The organism is Micromonospora sp. CMU55-4 (assembly GCF_011602315.1).
GTDB classification, from domain to species: Bacteria; Actinomycetota; Actinomycetes; order Mycobacteriales; family Micromonosporaceae; genus Micromonospora; species Micromonospora chalcea.
Genome location: NZ_JAAOLH010000050.1, coordinates 1 through 772, shown reverse-complemented (window position 1 = coordinate 772; position 772 = coordinate 1). Strand labels below are relative to the sequence as shown.

The window sequence follows — 772 nt, the reverse complement described above, 5'->3', positions numbered from 1 at the left end:
GCGCACCTTCTCGGTCAGCTGCCCGCCCTCGTCGTAGCCGACGTAGCCGGGCGGGGCACCGACGAGGCGGGACACGGTGTACCGGTCGTGGAACTCCGACATGTCCAGCTGGATCAGGGCGTCCTCGGAACCGAACAGGAACTCCGCCAGGGCCTTGGACAGCTCGGTCTTACCGACACCGGACGGGCCTGCGAAGATGAACGACCCGGACGGGCGCTTCGGGTCCTTCAACCCGGCCCGGGTACGGCGGATCGCCTTCGAGACCGCCTTGACGGCGTCTTCCTGGCCGATGACGCGCTTGTGCAGCTCGTCTTCCATGCGCAGCAGCCGGGAGGTTTCCTCCTCGGTCAGCTTGTAGACCGGGATACCGGTCCAGTTGCCGAGCACCTCGGCGATCTGCTCGTCGTCGACCTCGCTGACGACGTCCAGGTCACCGGCCTTCCACTCCTTCTCCCGCTGCGCCTTCTGGCCCAGCAGCTGCTTCTCGGTGTCACGCAGCTGGGCGGCCCGCTCGAAGTCCTGCGCGTCGATCGCGGACTCCTTGTCGCGGCGCACCTGGGCGATGCGCTCGTCGAAGTCGCGCAGGTCCGGCGGCGCGGTCATCCGGCGGATCCGCATCCGCGCGCCGGCCTCGTCGATCAGGTCGATCGCCTTGTCCGGCAGGAACCGGTCGGAGATGTACCGGTCGGCCAGCGTCGCGGCGGCGACCAGGGCGGCGTCGGTGATGGAGACGCGGTGGTGCGCCTCGTAGCGGTCCCGCAGGCCCTTGAGG

General features: G+C 69.3%; 1 protein-coding gene. It reads right to left on the bottom strand.

What is annotated here, in order from left to right; translation table 11 throughout:
- On the bottom strand, positions 1 to 772 hold a 772-nt coding region (locus HA073_RS30195), incomplete at both ends, for an AAA family ATPase (RefSeq protein ID WP_166457866.1).